The sequence below is a fragment of the Sphingobacterium sp. lm-10 genome (assembly GCF_023554555.1).
Lineage (GTDB): Bacteria > Bacteroidota > Bacteroidia > Sphingobacteriales > Sphingobacteriaceae > Sphingobacterium.
The window spans coordinates 1,858,830-1,876,689 of record NZ_JAMJWC010000001.1 but is presented as its reverse complement, the minus strand read 5'-3'; the positions used below and the strand labels follow the sequence as shown (position 1 = coordinate 1,876,689).

Sequence of the window (17,860 nt, the reverse complement as noted above, 5' to 3'; positions counted from 1 at the left end):
TATAATCTAACTATGGCAAGATTGGAAGATAAGATTCAGGCTAAGAAGTTTAGCAGCGAGTGGCATAAGGCCACAATCAATATCGTGTATACCCACAATTGGTTGACCAATCTGCTAGAAGAGCGTGCGAGTAAGCATGATCTGACGCTACAGCAATTTAATGTGTTACGTATTCTGCGTGGACAATACCCCTTGCCTGTAAAGAATTCACTTTTACGTGAACGTATGCTCACTAAGACTTCCGATATTTCACGATTGATTGATAGAATTATAGCAAAAAAATTGGTCTCTCGCACGTCGTGCGAAAAAGATAAACGTGCGGTAGACCTCCTGATTACCCAAAAGGGATTAGATCTTCTGGAAGAGATTGAAGATCAGATGATGCTGGTTGACGTGCTCCCGCATAATCTAACCGAAAAGCAGTGCTTAGAACTCAATAAATTGCTCGATAAGTTTCGGGGTAAGGATATGCCCTAATGGACGTGGTCATGTCCTTCGTGATGATCGTGATGCTCATGCTGGTGTCCTTCATGGCCATCCTGGCCGTGAAGCGAGTGATCATGACCATCAAATAAGAAATTAGCCAGTGATACCAATATGCCCACAATGATGGCAATCAGCTTCTTGCGGTTGAATTTGTGATGATCTGCAGAGCCGGATTCAAAAAGTATCGTAGTAGAAATATGCAAAAATATACCAATAACGATAGCCATCAATTTATCGAAATGCTGTGAAATCTCTCCAACACCCCCCGAACTGATGGTCTTGCTAGTCATAAAGCCAAGTGGCGTCATGGCGGCGAAGATACCGAGATACAACATGATTTTTGCTCTGGATAAGTTGGTATTCAATAATAAGCTTCCTAAAGCAAAGGCCGCAGGCACATGGTGAATCGCAATGCCAAATACCAATTGATTCTGATGACCCGCCACAAGCGGCATTCCTTCCAAAAAGGCGTGTAAACACAAACTTATCAAAATTCCTAACGGAAATATTTTGTAATCATGCTGATGTATGTGCCCATGCTCGATGCCTTGTGAAAATTGCTCCAACAGCAGCTGAAAAATAAATCCTCCTAAAATATATAGTCCGATAATCTCTGGTGCAGTCTGCCCGCCCATGTAAGCATGTGGTATCAGATGCAATACGGTGATGGCAAATAAATAAGCACCACTAAAAGATAATATTAGTTTTAAAAACTGTGCATTGTCTCTCTTCACGAAAAACACACTGATCCCAGCTGCAAAGGCGGAGATAAAAAGAATAGAGACAATAGATGCCGGACTCATATAGATGTAGTTACTGTATTTTGCTGTTTAGGCGTAAGAAACGTGGGGAAAAAGCGATGAAATAGGTAGCCATTGAGTACTCCAATGCCCGTGCCTAATAGTGCCCCAAAAAGAATATCTAAGGGGTAATGTACGCCTACATAGACCTGAGAAATAGAAATCATAAATGCCCACAGAAAGCCTAACCAAAAAATGTGTTTCCAGCGTCGGCGAAACAAGACAATCCAAAAGAAAGCCATGGCAAAGTGATTGGTGGCATGTGAGGATGTAAAGCTATAACCACCGCTACAACGTACCCTCAGATTAATACTCTCTTTAAATGTTTCGTCGTTACAGGGGCGTACGCGTTTCACCGTTTTCTTAATCAAGTGAGAGGATACCCCGTCCGATATACCAAAGTTTACTAAAGTCATTGCGACAATCAGGATCCCCATCTTGCCATAGTGTTTGATGAAAAATATAACCAGGAATAAATAGAGCGGCGCCCAGGTAAAAGGGTTTCGCAGGATCGGCAATAGCCAGTCGAAAACTGGATTGCTGGCGCCCTGATTGAACATCAGAAAAACTTCTTGATCTATTTGTATGATTCTTTCAAGCATAATGATAACAATTTCACAGATAGTAGCTGGATCTATAAGGATCCAAATCTATAAAATATTTCATTGCAATTTACCTTTTGGGCTTCAAATGAAACAATGTTGCGACAAAGATACTCCGACAATTCGAATTTCAAAATTAAAGTTTCAGTTTGTAGGAATATTTCGTGTATTTTAGCCCTAAAACTTATTTAATTACGTATGACATTAATAAAGTCTATATCGGGAATACGAGGTACTATCGGCGGTAGGGCGGGAGATAACCTTACACCGATTGATATTGTAAAGTTTACAGCAGCTTTTGGTAAGATTATTATCCAAAACAGTACATCACGCACGATTGTAGTCGGAAGAGATGCACGCGTCTCCGGAGATATGGTCGCCAGATTGGTTATTGGTACTCTGCAAAGCATCGGGGTAGATGTGGTAGATCTTGGTTTATCTACTACACCAACAGTAGAGTTGGCGGTGCCATTGGAATCTGCTGCTGGAGGCATCATCCTGACCGCTTCTCATAACCCTGGCCAATGGAATGCTTTAAAATTATTGAATGCACAAGGTGAATTTATAAATGATGTAGAAGGACAGGAAGTGCTTTCTTTGGGAGAAAGTCTGGAGTTCGATTTTGCGGAATATAACCAGTTAGGTCATGTGCGTGCAGACGATAGTTACCTGAAAAAACATATTGATGCTGTGCTAGCGTTGCCGCTGGTAGATGCAGATGCTATTCGCCAAGCCAATTTTAAGGTGGCAGTCGATGCGGTAAATAGCTCCGGCGGAATTTACATCCCGGCGCTGTTAGAAGCATTGCGAGTACATACCATCTATCCGATTCATTGTACGCCAAATGGAGAGTTTCCACATAATCCGGAGCCACTAAAGGAGCATTTGGTCGATCTGTCTCAAACAGTGACTGAGCAAAATGCTGATTTAGGAATCGCTGTAGATCCAGATGTAGATCGCCTGGTATTCATGATGGAAGATGGTGAATTGTTTGGAGAGGAGTACACCTTAGTTGCTGTAGCTGATTATATTTTGTCAAAACAACCGGGCAATACGGTTTCCAATTTATCTTCTACGCGTGCGTTAAGAGATGTAACCCTTCGTCATGGCGGACAATATTATGCTGCTGCGGTTGGGGAGGTAAATGTGGTTTCCAAAATGAAAGAAGTAAATGCGGTGATCGGAGGAGAAGGAAACGGTGGTATTATTTATCCGGATTCGCATTACGGTAGGGATGCGTTGGTGGGGGTAGCTCTGTTCCTCACACATTTGGCTCAATTGCAACAGAAACCTTCTGCTTACCGCGCTTCGTTGCCACAATATTATATGTCTAAAAATAAAATCACGTTAACACCAGGGCTTGATATTGATGGGTTGCTCGCAAATATGCAAGAAAAATATGCACACGAAACGCACAGTACCATTGATGGTTTAAAGATTGATTTCGAGCAGGAGTGGGTGCATTTGCGCAAATCTAATACAGAGCCGATTATTCGGATTTATAGCGAAGGGGCGACCAAAGAATCAGCTGAGGCTATTGCGCAAAAAATCATCAACGAGATCCATGCTATTATTGCATAAATTTTTTTAGGGATTGGCCTTCTTCAGGGCTAATTTTATCATACACCTGCACGGAGCACACCTCGCTCGGTTCAGGTGTTTTTTTATGCGAAAAAATCAAACAAAGTAATTGTTAATTGGTTAGGTGATAGGAAAACATACTAACGTAACAATTTAGATATAGTCGAGAGGACCTCTGAACATCCATTAGGATATTTCAGAATAATAAAGTAGCAATACCCATTACCACCTCCGTTCAGACACGCACTACAGATTATGAAACGAACCATGGCGAAACACAGCTATCCCATCATTCTATTGACCTGCATTTTTGTGTGGGCCTTCAATACACTACATGCTCATGCCTTACCTCCGCTCGGGTCGACTGTTTTGGCAGATTCAATTCAGGTACAGGGAAAAATAACAGATTCCGTAGGTATGGCTATCGCCGGAGCAGTAATCACTGAAAAAGGGACCTCCAATTCAGTTACTTCCAATGCCGCAGGTGAGTTTAAAATCGACGCCAACCCTAATGGTGCTTTGCTAGTGTTAAAATCTCCCTACGCAGTAAAGGAGGTGTTCATAAACAACCAAAGACAGCTCGATTTTGCCTTGACTGTTACCGCTGCCGCAGAGCAATTAGCCGCAGAAGCACGAGCAGACAGCATCCGAAATGTGACAGATACCGTCAGCGCAGTAGCCGCACAATCCGAGGATAGCACTAGGGTATCTACACCAGTTGCTGCGACAGATACCGTCATTGCTGGTTCCAGCAGAAGCGGCGTTGTATCAGGGCCCTCTGGCCCACTCGGTGGTGTTAGTGTACAAGTGCAGGGTACTTCTAACACGGTATCAACCGATAGCGAGGGGCGTTTTCAATTAACCGCGAGTAGCGAGCAAATTTTGGAATTCACCTCTTTAGGTTTCCAACCTGTGCGGCAGCCTGTAGGTGATCGTGCTACTATTCAAGTCGTCATGACGCCAGAGACTAACACCATTGAATCGGTGAATGTCGTCGCTGTGGGATATGGTACGATGCGCCGAGAAACCTTGCCAACAGCAGTTTCCAGCATCGGGTCTGATGAGATAGAAAATGAAGTTTTACCGAGTATCTCTCAAGCAATACAAGGAAAAGCGGGAGGTGTACAGGTTACGCAAAAATCCGGATCGCCGGGTGGTGGACTAAATATCCGGGTGCGTGGTACTACTTCGATCAACGCCAGCTCAGATCCATTATATGTGGTAGATGGTATTCCTGTCAATAGTACCACGAACTTTACAGGTGGGTCTACATTCGATTTTGGTGGTGGTACTCAGGGGATCAATATCTTAGCGTCCATCAATCCTTCGGATGTACAATCCGTGGAAATTCTAAAAGACGCCGCCTCCTCATCCATCTACGGTGCAAGAGCGGCAAATGGTGTGGTATTGATTACGACTAAGAAAGGTACCGCCGGTACCAGTGAATTTAGTTTTAATATGTACGAAGGTTTCTCGCAAGTTCCACGTGAACGCTATTATGATATGATGAATACCAGTCAGTATCAGGATTATATGCGTGACTTTTATGCACAATTGCAGCGGCAAGCACAAGTGCTGGATCCTAATGCTGTCGTCACTATTCCAGAACAGATACTCAGTAATTCTAATATAAATACCAATTGGCAAGATGAAATCTTCCGAACGGCACCTACACGTAATTATGAAATTTCTTCCAGGGGTGGCAGCGAACGAACACAATACTATACTTCCTTTGGATACATGCGCCAGGGCGGTACCCTACTTTACTCGGACTTTAACAGGTTAAGCGGACGCTTAAATCTGGATCACCAGCACAATGACAAACTGCGTTTTTCTACTGCCGTGAATGTAACCCGAGCGATGAACCTTCGTGTGCAAGAAGAAAACTCCCGTGAAGGAGCCACCAAAAGTGGATTTGTATCTCCACCAAACCTACCTGTCTTCGACGAAGCGGGCAGATATGTATACGATGAAGTGATCACTTCTCGAGAGAATCCGGTAGCCATGCTACAACTCCCTACCAATGAAGCGCAAACATTTAGAATTCTGGCCAATGGACAGGTTGATTATAACTTCATCCCTTCTTTAACTCTAATGACGCGTTTCGGAGTGGATGTGAGTTTTATAGATGAAACGTTTTTTATGCCACCTACGGGTTTGCGTGCGTTCACGGCTCAACGCGGCGTCGGTGCGCGGCGTAATACCCGCGATCAGCTCTGGATTAATGAAACTACGTTAACTTTCGATAAGCAATATGGTGATCATCATATCAATGCTTTGGCTGGTTTTTCACTGCAAGAGTCCCGTTTGGAATTTGTGCACGGACAGCGATCCAACTTTGTGGACAACGATGTCAATCAAATTGTGGCAGGCGGAATTATTACTGGTGCAAATGCCTTTCCTGAAGAGTGGGCTATTGCTTCTGGATTCGGACGTGTTAATTATGTGTTACAAGATAGGTATATCCTAAATGCAAATATTCGATGGGATGGCTCTTCGCGCTTTGGTGCCGACAACCGCTGGGCAGTATTTCCAGCGTTCGCTGCCGCATGGCGTATTTCCGAAGAGGATTTTCTAAAGGATTCGCAAACGCTGAGTGATTTGAAACTTCGCGCCAGCTGGGGAAAGACGGGTAACCAGAATATTGGAAACTACGCTAGCTACACACTCTATTCTGCCGGCAATAACTACATAGGTTCTCCAGGTTTCATACCGAATATTCTGGGAGATACGCAGTTGAAGTGGGAAACCACTACGCAGACAGATATCGGCGTGGATTTTAGTTTGTTTAATAACCGCATTTCTGTCTTGGCAGACTATTATTACAAGCGCACGTCAGACCTGTTGATCAGTGTTCCGGTACGCCATAGCTTGGGCTTTACCAACCGTTTTACCAATTTTGGAGAGATCGAAAACAAGGGTTTTGAGTTTGAATTGACTTCCCGCAACTTAGTAGGTGATTTCCGGTGGACGACCTCTTTCAACATGACATTTAACCGCAATAAAGTACTGTCTCTGCCAGATGGTGTGGATGAGATGCTTGGTGGTGTTGGCGACTTAAATATAGCTCGGCCAGGGTTGCCGCTAGGATCGTTTTCAGGCTGGCAAACCATTGGTGTGAATCCACAAACAGGGATGATCGACTACTTGGGTGTAGACGGAAACGTAGTACTACCAACTGAATACCGCGACCGTACCGTTATTGGCGATCCCAATCCAGATTTCTTTGGCGGAATTACCAATAACTTCTATTATAAGAACATTGATCTTAGCATCATGGGACAATTCTCTTACGGTAACGATATCTTCAATTACAATCTCTTCACCGCTTTATCGGGTTTCAATAATAGTAGCAATGGTTTAGTGGACTGGGTAGACAGATGGCGCCAGCCAGGTGATATTACCGATGTGCCGCGAGTATCTCCTGGAGATCTGAACAATGCAACTGTATCCGACCGCTTCGTAGAAGATGGATCTTTCTTTCGCTTACGCAATATCACATTAGGTTACACATTCTCCGAAGGATTGAACTCACGCCTACGTACTAAAGGCTTGCGTTGGTACTTCACGGTACAGAATGCCTTTGTATTCACTAAGTACCGTGGCTATGATCCAGAAGTAGCATCTAGTCATGGCGGTGCTAACACAGGTCTGATTTATGGATATGACTACGGTAGTTATCCACAACCACGGATTTTTACAACAGGTATCAATTTAACATTTTAACAAACATCCAGATTTCAACAATATGAAAACCAGCTATATCATACCCTTATTTTTAGCCGTTGTATTGACGACTTTTGCGACATCCTGCAACGATTTTCTGGATAGAATGCCTGTAGCACAACGTTCTCCGGATAATATTTTTACCTCTGAGGAGAGTGCCAATGCGGCGGTTAGCGGCATGTACCGCTCGATGATGAACAGCTTTTCCTATGGGCAAGCGATATTAATGATTCCAGAGTTTTCGGCCAATCACCTGGCGCATGTCAGCAGTTTTCCAGAATTTGAAAATTTTGCCACACACGGAATTCTGGATGCCGGTGGTACCACACCTCAGCCCTTGCCGCCTTCCAATATCTGGCTGGCAAACATGTGGCAAGCTACCTATGCGACCATCAATGCTGCCAATGGAATTATTGCATTAGTTCCGCAGATGGATGCCGCAGTAATCAGTGATGAAAGAAAAAGTCAGTACGAAGGAGAGGCAAGATTTATCAGAGCATTGCATTACTTCTTTTTGGCGAGGGCATTTGGGAACGTCCCTTTAGAGATAGAACCTACCAGTGAAGAAACGGATGTATACGTTGCCCAAGCAAATACAGAAGAAATTTATGAACTAATTATAGCCGATCTCAATCGGGCAGTGGAGCTCTTGCCTTTGTCGGCAGGTTCAGGTCTGGCAGAAAAAGGAAGAGCTTCGCGCTGGGCAGCAAAAGGATTACTGGCTAAAGTTCAGCTGTATCATGCCAGCCTTTTTAGTAATGATTTCACGGAGGCCGCTCGATTAGCGGAGGATGTCATTAATAATGGGCCTTTTAGTCTGGTGGATAATTTTATCAATATCTGGCAATCAGAAAATACGACAGAATCTATTTTCGAACTACAGTTTGAAGAACAAGCTACCAACCCCTGGGCCAATGAGATGGGAGATAACGATGGCAACCGCACCTTTGCGCGTGGAAATATTGTATCTAACTTATATGATTCTTTGGATCTACGTAGGGCGGCAACCGTTTGGCTGGGCACTCGGACAGGCTTGACCGATCGCTGGTACATTGCTAAGTACCCTAACCTCGTGCCAGCAACTCAAAACTTTACCATTATCCGCCTGGCAGAGATATACCTGATTCATGCGGAAGCGCGTGCTCGTATCGATAACGCCGTTAGTACAGCGTCTTACGCCTCACTATCGGCCGTGCAAACACGAGCTGGTGTATCCGAGCCAATAGGCACATATACCAGTCTTGCCGCTTACATTATCGCGATTCAGGAAGAGAAAGAAAAGGAGCTGATGTTTGAAGGAGAGACCTGGTTTGACTATTGTAGGACAGGTTTAGCACTCACAAAATATAGTACACTAACAGATGAACGCTATTTTATCTATCCTATTCCAGCGGCACAATTTCAGGTAGATCGTACCTTGGTGCAAAATCCAGGTTACAATCCCGCATAAAATTTAGCTTATCATGTATCTTTAACCGGTAGATCGTTTGTGAATATTAATTAGTGTGATAGCGCTATTGTACAAATATAAATTACATCATTAAGCCGCCTGCTCCAACAGCAGGCGGCTTAATGATGTAATAGTCATATCTCTGATTTTATTTCATTTTAAAATGATTCATCTCGCGTATTGGAATCATTAAATGCGGCAGTAAACTCTTCTTTCTGTGCAGCCTCTAAGCCATCCTCGAAAAGTAAAGACATCTCGTAATCACTGAAATTGTCTCCTTCCGGCAGTGATTTACTAATCTGTTGTAAATGCTTTTCTACCGCATTGCTGATAGCAATTTTGTCGTAGTGCTGTTCATCTAAGGTCGAGGTGCCAGATTGGCTGCTGCCTTCGATACTCCACGAAAGCTGTTTGTAGTCTGATTCGTAAAATGAGGCGACGTTAATATTGATCTCTTTTTTCATGGCTTCTCCGTTTATTATGTACAACGACCATGACCTCAATATGTTTTCGTATAAGGTACATAGAGACACCGGGCTTGCTGGCTACATTACTTTATACGAGTTTTGAATGATCATTGATTTTGGATAGATAATATATAGTAATATTAGCTATTTTTGCCCGTTGGAATTATGGATAAGATGACGTTTTCTCGCCTTTGGCGAGCTCTTTCTCATCTGGGGGTCGATCCTCAAATGACTTATATGGAGATTAAGCGTGTGCATATGGTAAACCTGATTGCCATTAGCTGCGTACCTGCTATGTTTTTTTTCTCCATCGTCAATTTTTTCGAAGGCCGTTATTTCTTGTCATTGATCAACATGGCCAACTCCCTTTTTTGTCTTTCTGTTTTATTTCTTCAACACTATAAACGGCAGGAGTTGGCTAAAATCATCTTGTTGGGGGTGAGCTTTTTTTTCTTCTACTTTGGAGCGCTATTCTATGGTAATGCCGGTGAGAATTTCCTGCTCTGCATCATGATTGTTTGCATGCTGTTGTACGATAGTCGCGTTGTACAATGGTCTGTCGGTATTTTAGTGATAGCAGGCATCGTTTCTATCAAACTATTTCCAAAAGAAGTGTTGTTCACCAACCATGTGCCCCAAAGTCGGGTATTAATCAACACGATTAGTTCTCTCGTTTTCATTGTTATAGCGGTGCACTTCTTCAAAAATATTATCTACAATAACATGATGCTGATAGAAGAGCAGCGGCAAAAACTACAATTGCTCAATCATGATAAGGAACGTATTTTTTCCATTGTAGCACATGATATTCGGAGTCCGCTGTCTACGTTGGATGGGATGGTGCATTTGCTGCATAAACAAGTGATCGACGGCGCCGTATCCGAAGAATACATTCTACAGCTACAACGACAAATTGCGAAGCAGAAAGAAGTGTTGGATGATATCTTGAGCTGGAGTAGTCGCAGCATGCTCGGAGTGCCTAAACCTAGCGTGACTACTCGTGTTGCAGATGTTATAGAAACACTAGTGCTTGTTTTTAAATCAGCTTGTGATATGAAAGGAATTGAGCTTTTGGTGGAGATCGATAAAGTTTTTCATGTATATGTGGATCGAGATCACCTCATAATCATTCTACGAAATCTACTAAGCAATGCTGTTAAATTTAGTCATACAAATAGTGTCATAAAAATTTCGGTTTCCCACGATTTGGGGTACGGATTTATTCATGTTACGGATAGCGGTATAGGAATGCATAAAGATCAGGCAGAATATTTGTTCCATACCATTCAGCAGCGTTCTGTAGGGACCGATAATGAGCCTGGTGCTGGGCTTGGTTTGCTACTTTGCAGTGAATTGATCAAACATAATAACGGCATCGTGCACGTGGATAGCGTGCTTGGCAGCGGTAGTCGGTTTACAGTTGGTTTTCCTATTTTGCTGGATGGATAAGCATTAGAAAATCAACATTGGGTTTTGTGGCGAAAAAACATGATTTATCTTATGGAAAGGAATTTATAGATTATGGCAAGGAATTTGCAAAACACATAGGAAAAACAAATGATATGAGATACATCTTCAGTTACTTAATAGGAATAGCCGTCTTAACAGGATGCGGGCAGTCTAATACAGATAAAGCCAATGACGCAGCTACGTCAGAAGAATCAATGGGAGCCACTTCTTCAGAAGAGGGAGCAGCGCCAATCGCCGAAACTACGGGCGAATGGCCCGGTACGTATGAAGGCGTATTACCTTGTGCAGATTGCTCTGGTATCAAAACTACGGTAGTATTAAATAGCAACGACACGTTTCGCATTACAGAGGATTACGCAGATAGCGACTATAAAGTGGACGATAATGGGCGCATTATGTGGCATGACGGAGGTAAAGTGGCTCACCTAAAGGGTACGACTATCGATACTAAATTCAAAGTTGGTAAAGATAATTTGAAACAGCTGGGTGAAGATGAGAAGGAGATAACTGGTGCTCTGGCTGAGCACTATGTTTTGAAGAAAATCAAGGAGGCGGAGCTACCGACCGAATAATTTACAATAGTTCAATATTTGTACTAACAAAAAAGATGGGGTAAAGCCCCATCTTTTTTGTTAGTATTATTTAGGTATGGCACACACTCTATATGTGCTCGATCCGATCGTTTCACAGTAGGAAGCATTTTCCTCAATTTTTTTATACCGCTCCATGAATTTTTCGTGTCCATCGGCATCGCTTATTGATAATAGGGCAGGATCACTTACGTCTGCGGTATTATTATCCAAAAAAATAGAAAATTCCTCATTCTCATCTACTAAGTGAAAGCCTTTGTCTTCCTCGATACTATTGCCAGCTACGCGATCCTGGTAATACGCTTTGCCTTTGTTGATTGCTTCTTGTTGCGTCATGTTTTCTAGGTTTATAGTTTACACAGGATAAACAACCAATTACCGTATTTGATTTTTTTAAATGCAACCTAACAAATGCCTACGCCAGTTGTTGTAATATCAAACAAATAGATTTGATATGAGTACAGAAAATCTTCACAACCAAGAAGCTATAGATAAACTAAAAGAATTGGTCGATAAAATTGATATCGGTATGTTAGGTAGTTATCCTTCGGGAAGTAGTTATGTACATGCAGTGCCGATGAGCCGCCAAGAAGTCGATGAGTCTGGAAACATTTGGTTTCTATTTTCTTCTGAAAGTGACACACATTCACATCTCGAAGCAAATGATCAGGTCAGTCTTTTATATGCTGATGTCAGCAACTATAGCTTTCTAAGTATCAACGGACATGCAGAAGTGTCAAGAGATCAAAGCCGAATCGATAAGTATTGGAATAAAATGGTCGAGGGATGGTTTGAGAAAGGAAAAGAAGATCCGCGCATACGCGTATTACGTGTAGCACCCAGTGAAGCGCACTATTGGGATAACAAGTCTAATAAACTCGTTACCTTTTTTAAAGTAGCAGCGAGCGCAGTGACTGGCGCTAAGAAAGACATAGGACGCCAGGGAGATCTAAGTATCTAGCGAATATTTCCGACATTTATTTCTAAATTTAAAAGAGCCGTGTCACTATTTTGTGATTTCCGGCTCTTTTACTTATCCATTAAGATGATGCAAACATTTTATGATTTAAGTGCCCACAAGCCTAATGGTGAGACACTGGCTATGGACAGCTTACGCGGTCAAGTGGTTTTGATTGTGAATACAGCTACTAAATGTGGCCTAGCACCCCAGTTTGAGGGCTTAGAAAAGCTGCATCAAAAATATGGCAAGCGAGGGTTGGTTGTACTTGGCTTCCCTTGCGATCAATTTGGTAATCAGGAACCCGAAACCGACCAAAATATGGAGACCACTTGCCAAATTAATCACGGGGTCACTTTTCAGCTGATGGCAAAGTCAGATGTGAATGGCGCCGACACAAATCCTATATTTCAATACCTTAAAAAGAATCTATCTGGGTTTTTGGGTGCTCGTATCAAATGGAATTTTACCAAATTCCTAGTAGATAAAAATGGAAAACCTGTTAAAAGATTTTCACCGATTACCAAACCACAGGCGTTGGAAGCGGAGATACAAAAACTCTTATGAACTTAATTTACAATTGAGTTAAAAAGTCTGTAGATTTGTTTTTCAACCGATTGTAAATGGAGACGTATAATAACCCGGTGTTGGACGCATTACCAACACATCTAAGACAGTTTGTCGTGCCACAATGCTACTCGCGCTATTCTTCTATAGATCAGGCAGTGTGGCGGTACGTTATGCGACAGAACTATGCGTATCTGAAAGATGTAGCCTATTACCCTTATATTCCTGGTTTGCGCAAAGCGGGATTATCAATAGAGCGTATTCCCGATTTGCAAGCAATGAATGATAGCCTGTCGCAGATAGGCTGGGGAGCCGTCACCGTGGATGGGTTTATTCCGCCATCGGCCTTTATGGAATTTCAAGCACATCGCGTTTTGGTGATTGCAGCGGATATACGGCAGCTTGAACACATAGAATATACGCCAGCTCCAGATATTATCCATGAGTCTTCTGGCCATGCGCCAATTATCGGCGAACCAGAATATGCCGATTACTTACAATACTTTGGAGAGATTGGTAGCAAGGCCATGTTTTCAGCACAGGATTTCCAGCTATATGAAGCGATTAGGCAATTGTCCATTTTAAAGGAACGTACAGATGTTACTTCCGACGAACTGGCAACAGCAGAAAAATCCTTGGCGGATATTCAGCAAAATATGGGCGAACCATCGGAGATGACGTTGCTGAGCAGGTTACATTGGTGGACGGTAGAATATGGATTGATAGGAACGGTAGAAAATCCCAAAATTTATGGGGCAGGGCTGTTATCTTCTATTGGTGAGAGTGCCAGTTGCATGCAACCCAGCATACCTAAGCTCGATTATACCATTGAAGCCTTGCAGTACACATACGATATTACCACGGCACAACCACAATTATTTGTAACGCCAGATTTCGCACATCTGCGTGCAGTTTTAGATGACTTTGCGGATACGATGGCTTTTAGAATCGGCGGGAAACACGGTGTTGATAAGGCAATTGCCAGTGGGAATACCTGTACGATCGTGTACAGCTCAGGATTGCAGATTTCTGGTACATTTCAGAAATCTGGGCGAGCAGATATGCTATCATATATCCGTACGGAAGGCCCAACTGCATTGGCATATGACGATCAACAGTTATCAGGGCATGATAAGTTGACACATCCGAATGGTTTTGGTAGTCCGGTTGGTGCTGTCGTAGGATTGGAAACTGAGTTGGAAGATTGTAGTGCAAAGGATTTGGCAGAGCGCGGATGGATATCAGGGAACTCTGTTGTGCTACATTTAGAATCGGGCATAACCGTTCGCGGCCAATTAGTTGATCAAGTTTTTAAAGAATCAAAGTTATGTTTGCTGAGCTTCAGCGATTGTACTGTAGAGGATACAATTAGCGGAGAACTCTATTTTGAACCCACATGGGGAAGATACGATATGGCAGTGGGGCAGAAAATCATTTCTGTATTTTCTGGTGCAGCCGATAAGACTGCTTTTGAATCTAAGGTAGCTATGTCTGCACATAAGACGATCGTCGCTGCGGAGAGTACGGAAAGGCATCAGAAAATACAACTTTACGAGAAGATCCGTATAATGCGCGAAAAGGGTGATTGGATAGATCTTGAGCATTTTTATAACGGAAATGATCAGGAGTTGTCTAAAAATTGGTTGGCATTAATCGAATTATTGGAGCTAGCGGTAGACGACTGCCAAAAAGAGGCCGCAACTACCATAGAGCGTGAGCTAAACGTATTGTCAAAGGCAAATCCATCTTGGAAAAAACTCATTTCGGATGGCATTCGCTTAGCAAAAAATAAGGAAATGGAGATCTTGTTGTAGGTAGTCTATTTCTCTTTTCAATGGAGATGTTAATTTGGGGTTAAAACTTGTATTTTAGATTCCTCTTAGCTATATTTGGATAAGAATGAACCACTTATGAACAGTACACACATATTAGCTGCTGTCTTATTTTCGCTAGGTTTAGCCTTGCTTCGCAAAGCATTGCTAGCAGATTTGGTATTTGCACAATACTAATCACAAAATTTCTTTGTCTGGCTCTCTTACCAGATAGCGCTTATCTTAAGCAAAGTATTCTTAGTGTAAATCACTAATTTCTATACACCAATTCACTATAAATCCATTATTATGGCACAATCATTTGCCGAAAAAATCTCGCACGCTGCAGATTTTTTGCCGATCAATGGCACAGATCACATCGAATTTTACGTAGGCAATGCAAAACAGGCAGCGCATTTTTACAAAACTGCCTTTGGTTTTCAATCCGAAGCATATGCCGGGCCGGAAACCGGAGTTCGGGATCGCTGTTCCTATGTTTTAAAGCAGCATAAAATTCGACTAGTACTCACTACTGCCCTACATTCCGACCACCTCATATCAGAACATGTGAAGAAGCATGGCGATGGCGTAAAAATTCTAGCGCTATGGGTAGACGATGCCTACAAATCTTTCGAAGAAACAGTCAATCGTGGAGCGCGCGTCTATCAGGAACCACAGGAACTATCCGACGAGCATGGGGTCGTGCGAACCGCAGGAATTTATACCTACGGGGAGACTGTTCACTTGTTTGTCGAGCGCAAGAATTACCAAGGGCCCTTTATGCCTGGGTTTCAGACTTGGAAAAGCGATTATAATCCAGAAGAAACGGGACTGCTCTATATCGACCATTGTGTAGGCAACGTGGGTTGGGATCGCATGAACGCGACAGTAGAATGGTATCAGGATGTGATGGGGTTTGTGAATATTTTATCCTTTGATGATAAGCAGATCAATACCGAATATTCTGCACTGATGAGTAAAGTGATGAGCAATGGCAATGGTTATGTAAAATTTCCTATTAACGAGCCTGCCGAAGGTAAAAAGAAATCACAGATTGAGGAATACTTAGATTATTATGAAGGCGAGGGCGTACAACATGCCGCATTGGCTACCAATGATATTGTGTCTACTGTGCGGGAACTGAAATCCCGAGGGGTTGAGTTCTTGTCTGCTCCGCCAGAAAGTTATTACGATATGCTGCCAGACCGTGTTGGCGCGATAGAAGAAGAAGTGAAAACCATTCAGGATTTAGGAATCATGGTCGACCGGGATGAGGAAGGTTATCTCTTGCAGATCTTTACCAAACCAATAGAAGACCGGCCAACCTTATTTTATGAAATTATCCAGCGAAAAGGAGCACAAAGTTTTGGTGCAGGTAATTTCAAAGCACTTTTTGAGGCGATCGAACGGGAACAGGAAAAGCGTGGTAATCTATAATTATAAGATATGAAAGGGTTATTGTCAACTTTCGAGGACAAATGTCCCGAAATCGTTTTTGAGTGGAAGGATACCGAAACAGAAGCAGAGGGATGGATTGTTATCAATTCACTTCGCGGTGGTGCCGCCGGTGGTGGCACGCGCATGCGTTTGGGGCTGGATCGGCACGAAGTGGTCGGCCTGGCAAAGACAATGGAGGTGAAGTTTACGGTTTCCGGACCCGCCATTGGTGGCGCGAAGTCTGGGATCAATTTCGACCCTTCCGATCCTCGGCGTTATGGTGTGTTGGATCGATGGTTTAAGGTGGTGACACCTTTACTTAAAGCCTACTATGGTACGGGTGGAGACCTCAACGTAGATGAGATCCATGATGTAATTCCCCTTACGGAGCAATACGGATTGTGGCATCCGCAGGAAGGTGTATTGCACGGGCATTTTAATGTGCGGGAAAATGCGCGCATTCATCAAATTGGCCAATTGCGGTACGGCGTTTCTAAGGTGATTGAAGATGCTTTGTACAGCCCTGATCTGAAACGTAAATACAGAATAGCCGATATGATCACGGGATACGGCGTAGCCGAATCTATTCAGCATTTCTTTTCGTTGTACGATGGATCGTGTATAGGCAAGCGGGCAATAATTCAAGGATGGGGCAATGTGGCTGCTTCTGCGGCATTCTATCTTGCACGAATGGGCGTTCGTGTAGTGGGTATTATTGATCGAGTGGGAGGGCTTATCAATCCAGAAGGCTTTACTATGGAGCAGATCGAGAAATTGTTTTTAGATCGTGATGGGAATGTACTTTCATCAGACCAGCTTAGGCCTTTCGAAGAAATCAACGAGGAAATATGGCAGGTTGGGGCAGAAATATTCGTGCCTGCGGCGGCATCACGTCTTGTTTCAAAAGATAATGTAGAAGTACTTATAGCGCATGGCCTGGAACTTATCGCATCTGGAGCAAATGTTCCTTTTGCTGATCGGGAGATATTTTATGGTCCGGTCATGGAATTTGCAGATAGTAGGGTCGCTGTGATTCCAGATTTTATTGCTAACTGTGGCATGGCGCGTGTATTTTCGTATCTCATGCAGCCAAATATTGAAATTAGCGATGATGCTATATTTTCAGATGTGTCCAATGTGATCTTTAATGCTTTATCTGCTATCAGGAAAGAACAGGCAGATGGTCTATTAATGTCGTCTAAAGCCTACGAATTAGCTTTGAAGCAGCTAGTCCCAGCTTTTCCAGAGTCTGAACAGCTAGTGAAGGTGGAATTATAAGAATGCCCAAATCTTGGGAGCAAAGACTAAGATGCCTACAGCAGCTGCGGCCAGTGCACTAATCAGCACAGCGGCAGCTGCTACATCTTTTACCTGTTTTATCTGTTCGTTTCTTTCTGGAGAAACGAAGTTAGCCAGATACTCGATCGCGGAATTAATGCACTCCATACTAATGACCAGCCCGATGCATAATATGATCACCGCCCATTCCCAATTAGCAATATTCAGTACATAACCTGCTATTAATACCAAAACAGTAGCCAGCACATGTATCTGCGCATTGGTTTCTCTCGCGAATACAGAGCGTATTCCTTGCCATGCATATTGAAAACTTCGGATTCGCCGTTTCATATTTTTCATCGGTTTAAGCTGATGACTAATATATACACTATTTCTGTACCAAGAGCGAGAGATCACGCTAAATGTAAAAGAAAAAGGCCTCCGATCAGGGGATCAAAAGCCTTTTAAACTAACTAATATTAACCTAAAATTATGAATACATAAAGATAGTGTTTAAGTCATTATAAATAAAATAATTAATTTATGATAACAAATTTTTTACATTTACAAATTTTTATAACTAATGAGTAATATTGAAATAAGGCTTTTCTATCGCATGCAGAATCTATACTAGATT

16 protein-coding genes are annotated in these 17,860 nt (G+C 42.7%); 11 read left to right on the top strand and 5 right to left on the bottom strand.

The window, feature by feature from the left end:
• Window positions 1-12: 12 nt before the first annotated feature.
• Window positions 13-477, top strand: a complete 465-nt coding sequence (locus tag M8998_RS07685) for a MarR family winged helix-turn-helix transcriptional regulator (RefSeq protein ID WP_249991978.1) — start codon at window positions 13-15, stop codon at window positions 475-477.
• On the opposite strand, the gene M8998_RS07680 is transcribed toward M8998_RS07685, so the two are convergent.
• Both M8998_RS07680 and M8998_RS07675 read right to left on the bottom strand, forming a co-directional pair.
• Window positions 474-1,289 (bottom strand): ZIP family metal transporter, encoded by an 816-nt coding sequence (locus M8998_RS07680; protein WP_249991977.1) that lies wholly within the window; start codon window positions 1,287-1,289, stop codon window positions 474-476. The two genes, M8998_RS07685 and M8998_RS07680, sit on opposite strands and share 4 nt — an antisense overlap.
• Window positions 1,286-1,888 carry a phosphatase PAP2 family protein gene (locus tag M8998_RS07675; RefSeq protein ID WP_249991976.1) on the bottom strand — a complete coding sequence of 201 codons (603 nt, stop codon included), beginning with the start codon at window positions 1,886-1,888 and terminating at the stop codon, window positions 1,286-1,288. Before M8998_RS07675 ends, M8998_RS07680 begins: the two co-directional genes overlap by 4 nt.
• A 198-nt stretch (window positions 1,889-2,086) precedes the next feature.
• Here M8998_RS07675 and glmM point away from each other — a divergent pair, with 198 nt between their 5' ends.
• The 3 genes from glmM (at window position 2,087) to M8998_RS07660 (ending at window position 8,645) form a co-directional block, all read left to right on the top strand.
• Window positions 2,087-3,469, top strand: a complete 1,383-nt coding sequence (gene glmM / locus M8998_RS07670) for a phosphoglucosamine mutase (protein ID WP_249991975.1) — start codon at window positions 2,087-2,089, stop codon at window positions 3,467-3,469.
• A gap of 255 nt (window positions 3,470-3,724) precedes the next feature.
• Complete coding sequence (locus tag M8998_RS07665) at window positions 3,725-7,195, top strand: SusC/RagA family TonB-linked outer membrane protein (protein ID WP_249991974.1); 3,471 nt, start codon at window positions 3,725-3,727, stop codon at window positions 7,193-7,195.
• 22 nt (window positions 7,196-7,217) lie between these two features.
• On the top strand, window positions 7,218-8,645 hold the full coding sequence (locus tag M8998_RS07660; RefSeq protein ID WP_249991972.1) for a RagB/SusD family nutrient uptake outer membrane protein: 1,428 nt from the start codon (window positions 7,218-7,220) through the stop codon (window positions 8,643-8,645).
• 158 nt (window positions 8,646-8,803) lie between these two features.
• Here M8998_RS07660 and M8998_RS07655 read toward each other — a convergent pair whose 3' ends face one another.
• Window positions 8,804-9,109 (bottom strand): hypothetical protein, encoded by a 306-nt coding sequence (locus M8998_RS07655; RefSeq protein WP_249991970.1) that lies wholly within the window; start codon window positions 9,107-9,109, stop codon window positions 8,804-8,806.
• Window positions 9,110-9,277: 168 nt separating this feature from the next.
• On the opposite strand from M8998_RS07655, the gene M8998_RS07650 reads away from it, so the two are divergent.
• Both M8998_RS07650 and M8998_RS07645 read left to right on the top strand, forming a co-directional pair.
• Entirely contained in the window at window positions 9,278-10,561 is a 1,284-nt protein-coding gene (locus M8998_RS07650; protein ID WP_249991968.1) for a sensor histidine kinase, read from the top strand.
• A gap of 113 nt (window positions 10,562-10,674) precedes the next feature.
• Window positions 10,675-11,154, top strand: a complete 480-nt coding sequence (locus M8998_RS07645) for a copper resistance protein NlpE (RefSeq protein WP_249991966.1) — start codon at window positions 10,675-10,677, stop codon at window positions 11,152-11,154.
• A 66-nt stretch (window positions 11,155-11,220) separates the two neighbouring features.
• Here M8998_RS07645 and M8998_RS07640 read toward each other — a convergent pair whose 3' ends face one another.
• Window positions 11,221-11,508: a hypothetical protein gene (locus M8998_RS07640; RefSeq protein WP_249991964.1), complete on the bottom strand. Its 288-nt coding sequence runs from the start codon at window positions 11,506-11,508 to the stop codon at window positions 11,221-11,223.
• Window positions 11,509-11,626: 118 nt separating this feature from the next.
• On the opposite strand from M8998_RS07640, the gene M8998_RS07635 reads away from it, so the two are divergent.
• From M8998_RS07635 to M8998_RS07615, 5 genes are all read left to right on the top strand, one after another.
• Window positions 11,627-12,133, top strand: a complete 507-nt coding sequence (locus M8998_RS07635) for a pyridoxamine 5'-phosphate oxidase family protein (RefSeq protein ID WP_249991963.1) — start codon at window positions 11,627-11,629, stop codon at window positions 12,131-12,133.
• 84 nt (window positions 12,134-12,217) lie between these two features.
• Window positions 12,218-12,697 carry a glutathione peroxidase gene (locus M8998_RS07630; protein WP_249991961.1) on the top strand — a complete coding sequence of 160 codons (480 nt, stop codon included), beginning with the start codon at window positions 12,218-12,220 and terminating at the stop codon, window positions 12,695-12,697.
• A gap of 56 nt (window positions 12,698-12,753) precedes the next feature.
• Entirely contained in the window at window positions 12,754-14,511 is a 1,758-nt protein-coding gene (locus M8998_RS07625) for an aromatic amino acid hydroxylase (RefSeq protein WP_249991959.1), read from the top strand.
• Window positions 14,512-14,817: 306 nt separating this feature from the next.
• Window positions 14,818-15,945, top strand: coding sequence for a 4-hydroxyphenylpyruvate dioxygenase (hppD, locus tag M8998_RS07620; RefSeq protein ID WP_249991957.1), 1,128 nt, complete (start codon window positions 14,818-14,820; stop codon window positions 15,943-15,945).
• 9 nt (window positions 15,946-15,954) lie between these two features.
• Entirely contained in the window at window positions 15,955-17,223 is a 1,269-nt protein-coding gene (locus M8998_RS07615; protein WP_249991955.1) for a Glu/Leu/Phe/Val dehydrogenase dimerization domain-containing protein, read from the top strand.
• Here the strand turns inward: M8998_RS07615 and M8998_RS07610 are convergent.
• Window positions 17,218-17,574, bottom strand: a complete 357-nt coding sequence (locus M8998_RS07610; protein WP_249991953.1) for a diacylglycerol kinase — start codon at window positions 17,572-17,574, stop codon at window positions 17,218-17,220. The two genes, M8998_RS07615 and M8998_RS07610, sit on opposite strands and share 6 nt — an antisense overlap.
• Window positions 17,575-17,860: the final 286 nt, after the last annotated feature.

What these genes read in the sequence shown, in the direction of transcription:
- M8998_RS07685 (WP_249991978.1), top strand. Translation starts at nt 13, where the DNA reads ATGGCAAGATTGGAAGATAAGATTCAGGCTAAGAAGTTTAGCAGCGAG.
- M8998_RS07680 (WP_249991977.1), bottom strand. Translation starts at nt 1,289, where the DNA reads ATGAGTCCGGCATCTATTGTCTCTATTCTTTTTATCTCCGCCTTTGCA.
- M8998_RS07675 (WP_249991976.1), bottom strand. Translation starts at nt 1,888, where the DNA reads ATGCTTGAAAGAATCATACAAATAGATCAAGAAGTTTTTCTGATGTTC.
- glmM (WP_249991975.1), top strand. Translation starts at nt 2,087, where the DNA reads ATGACATTAATAAAGTCTATATCGGGAATACGAGGTACTATCGGCGGT.
- M8998_RS07665 (WP_249991974.1), top strand. Translation starts at nt 3,725, where the DNA reads ATGAAACGAACCATGGCGAAACACAGCTATCCCATCATTCTATTGACC.
- M8998_RS07660 (WP_249991972.1), top strand. Translation starts at nt 7,218, where the DNA reads ATGAAAACCAGCTATATCATACCCTTATTTTTAGCCGTTGTATTGACG.
- M8998_RS07655 (WP_249991970.1), bottom strand. Translation starts at nt 9,109, where the DNA reads ATGAAAAAAGAGATCAATATTAACGTCGCCTCATTTTACGAATCAGAC.
- M8998_RS07650 (WP_249991968.1), top strand. Translation starts at nt 9,278, where the DNA reads ATGGATAAGATGACGTTTTCTCGCCTTTGGCGAGCTCTTTCTCATCTG.
- M8998_RS07645 (WP_249991966.1), top strand. Translation starts at nt 10,675, where the DNA reads ATGAGATACATCTTCAGTTACTTAATAGGAATAGCCGTCTTAACAGGA.
- M8998_RS07640 (WP_249991964.1), bottom strand. Translation starts at nt 11,508, where the DNA reads ATGACGCAACAAGAAGCAATCAACAAAGGCAAAGCGTATTACCAGGAT.
- M8998_RS07635 (WP_249991963.1), top strand. Translation starts at nt 11,627, where the DNA reads ATGAGTACAGAAAATCTTCACAACCAAGAAGCTATAGATAAACTAAAA.
- M8998_RS07630 (WP_249991961.1), top strand. Translation starts at nt 12,218, where the DNA reads ATGATGCAAACATTTTATGATTTAAGTGCCCACAAGCCTAATGGTGAG.
- M8998_RS07625 (WP_249991959.1), top strand. Translation starts at nt 12,754, where the DNA reads ATGGAGACGTATAATAACCCGGTGTTGGACGCATTACCAACACATCTA.
- hppD (WP_249991957.1), top strand. Translation starts at nt 14,818, where the DNA reads ATGGCACAATCATTTGCCGAAAAAATCTCGCACGCTGCAGATTTTTTG.
- M8998_RS07615 (WP_249991955.1), top strand. Translation starts at nt 15,955, where the DNA reads ATGAAAGGGTTATTGTCAACTTTCGAGGACAAATGTCCCGAAATCGTT.
- M8998_RS07610 (WP_249991953.1), bottom strand. Translation starts at nt 17,574, where the DNA reads ATGAAACGGCGAATCCGAAGTTTTCAATATGCATGGCAAGGAATACGC.